The sequence below is a fragment of the Acinetobacter sp. HR7 genome (genome assembly GCF_000773685.1).
GTDB lineage: Bacteria > Pseudomonadota > Gammaproteobacteria > Pseudomonadales > Moraxellaceae > Acinetobacter > Acinetobacter thermotolerans.
The window spans coordinates 1-3,025 of record NZ_JPQO01000124.1 but is presented as its reverse complement, the minus strand read 5'-3'; the positions used below and the strand labels follow the sequence as shown (position 1 = coordinate 3,025).

Sequence of the window (3,025 nt, the reverse complement as noted above, 5' to 3'; positions counted from 1 at the left end):
ACAGAACAACAAACTGTAAGAGAAGCCAGTTTACTGGTGGAACTTGTTGCTACACTGACTTGTAGGTGTAACGACTGTTTGGGGTTGTATAGTCAAGTAATTAAGTGCATGTGGTGGATGCCTTGGCAGTCAGAGGCGATGAAAGACGTGATAGCCTGCGAAAAGCTTCGGGGAGGCGGCAAATATCCTGTGATCCGGAGATGTCTGAATGGGGAAACCCACCGGCTATAAGGTCGGTATCATAAACTGAATACATAGGTTTATGAGGCGAACGCGGAGAAGTGAAACATCTCAGTACCCGTAGGAAAAGAAATCAATTGAGATTCCCTCAGTAGCGGCGAGCGAACGGGGAACAGCCCATTAAGTCATATCAGTTTTAGTGGAATGCTCTGGGAAGTGCAACCATAGTGGGTGATAGTCCTGTACACGAAAGGGCTGATATGATGATGTCGAGTAGGGCGAGGCACGTGAAACCTTGTCTGAATATGGGGGGACCATCCTCCAAGGCTAAATACTCCTGACTGACCGATAGTGAACCAGTACCGTGAGGGAAAGGCGAAAAGAACCCCTGTGAGGGGAGTGAAATAGATCCTGAAACCGCATGCATACAAGCAGTGGGAGCCACTTCGGTGGTGACTGCGTACCTTTTGTATAATGGGTCAGCGACTTACATTCAGTAGCGAGGTTAACCGTGTAGGGGAGCCGTAGAGAAATCGAGTCTTAATAGGGCGTATAGTTGCTGGGTGTAGACCCGAAACCGGGTGATCTATCCATGAGCAGGTTGAAGGTTGGGTAACACTAACTGGAGGACCGAACCCACTGTCGTTGAAAAGCCAGGGGATGACTTGTGGATAGGGGTGAAAGGCTAATCAAACTCGGTGATAGCTGGTTCTCCCCGAAAGCTATTTAGGTAGCGCCTCGGACGAATACCATTGGGGGTAGAGCACTGTTTCGGCTAGGGGGTCATCCCGACTTACCAAACCGATGCAAACTCCGAATACCAATGAGTACTATCCGGGAGACAGACTGCGGGTGCTAACGTCCGTAGTCAAGAGGAAAACAATCCAGACCGCCAGCTAAGGTCCCTAAATCATAGTTAAGTGGGAAACGATGTGGGAAGGCATAGACAGCTAGGAGGTTGGCTTAGAAGCAGCCACCCTTTAAAGAAAGCGTAATAGCTCACTAGTCGAGTCGGCCTGCGCGGAAGATGTAACGGGGCTAAAACTATGTACCGAAGCTGCGGATTTGCACTTATGCGCAAGTGGTAGGGGAGCGTTCTGTAAGCCAATGAAGGTGTGTTGAGAAGCATGCTGGAGGTATCAGAAGTGCGAATGCTGACGTGAGTAACGACAAAACGGGTGAAAAACCCGTTCGCTGAAAGACCAAGGGTTCCAGTCCAACGTTAATCGGGGCTGGGTGAGTCGACCCCTAAGGCGAGGCCGAGAGGCGTAGTCGATGGGAAATTGGTTAATATTCCAATACTTCAGTGTAATGCGATGAGAGGACGGAGAAGGTTAAGTCAGCCTGGCGTTGGTTGTCCAGGTGGAAGGAAGTAGGCATGCATCTTAGGCAAATCCGGGGTGCTCTATGCTGAGATCTGATAGCAAGCCAGTTTACTGGTGAAGTGGCTGATACCATACTTCCAGGAAAAGTCTCTAAGCTTCAGTTACACTGGAATCGTACCCGAAACCGACACAGGTGGTCAGGTCGAGTAGACCAAAGCGCTTGAGAGAACTCTGCTGAAGGAACTAGGCAAAATGGTACCGTAACTTCGGGAGAAGGTACGCTGTCGATGGTGATAGGACTTGCTCCTTGAGCTGTTGACAGCCTCAGAAACCAGGCCGCTGCAACTGTTTATTAAAAACATAGCACTCTGCAAACACGAAAGTGGACGTATAGGGTGTGATGCCTGCCCGGTGCTGGAAGGTTAATTGATGGGGTTAGCGTAAGCGAAGCTCTTGATCGAAGCCCCAGTAAACGGCGGCCGTAACTATAACGGTCCTAAGGTAGCGAAATTCCTTGTCGGGTAAGTTCCGACCTGCACGAATGGCATAATGATGGCGGCGCTGTCTCCAGCAGAGGCTCAGTGAAATCGAATTCGCCGTGAAGATGCGGTGTACCCGCGGCTAGACGGAAAGACCCCGTGAACCTTTACTGCAGCTTGACACTGAACTTTGATCTTACTTGTGTAGGATAGGTGGGAGGCTTTGAAGTAGCGACGCTAGTTGCTATGGAGCCAATCTTGAAATACCACCCTGGTAATATTGAGGTTCTAACTCTGTCCCGTAATCCGGGACGAGGACCGTGTCTGGTGGGTAGTTTGACTGGGGCGGTCTCCTCCTAAAGAGTAACGGAGGAGTACGAAGGTGCGCTCAGCGTGGTCGGAAATCACGCGTAGAGTATAAAGGCAAAAGCGCGCTTAACTGCGAGACCCACAAGTCGAGCAGGTACGAAAGTAGGTCTTAGTGATCCGGTGGTTCTGTATGGAAGGGCCATCGCTCAACGGATAAAAGGTACTCTGGGGATAACAGGCTGATACCGCCCAAGAGTTCATATCGACGGCGGTGTTTGGCACCTCGATGTCGGCTCATCTCATCCTGGGGCTGAAGCAGGTCCCAAGGGTATGGCTGTTCGCCATTTAAAGAGGTACGCGAGCTGGGTTTAGAACGTCGTGAGACAGTTCGGTCCCTATCTACCGTGGGCGCTGGAAATTTGAGAGGATCTGCTCCTAGTACGAGAGGACCAGAGTGGACGAACCTCTGGTGTACCGGTTGTGACGCCAGTCGCATCGCCGGGTAGCTATGTTCGGAAGGGATAACCGCTGAAAGCATCTAAGCGGGAAGCCTACCTCAAGATTAGATTTCCCTAGGACTTTATGTCCTCTAAAGAGCCGTTCGAGACTAGGACGTTGATAGGTTGGGTGTGGAAGTGCAGTGATGCATGAAGCTGACCAATACTAATTGCTCGTGAGGCTTGACTATACAACGCCCAAGCAGTTGTATACAAAGCAACAATTGATTCATAA

General features: G+C 50.4%; 1 rRNA gene. It reads left to right on the top strand.

The annotated features are described in order from the left end of the window. Nucleotides 1-90 precede the first annotated feature (90 nt). Nucleotides 91-2,981 (top strand): 23S ribosomal RNA (locus tag GW12_RS06040). Nucleotides 2,982-3,025: the final 44 nt, after the last annotated feature.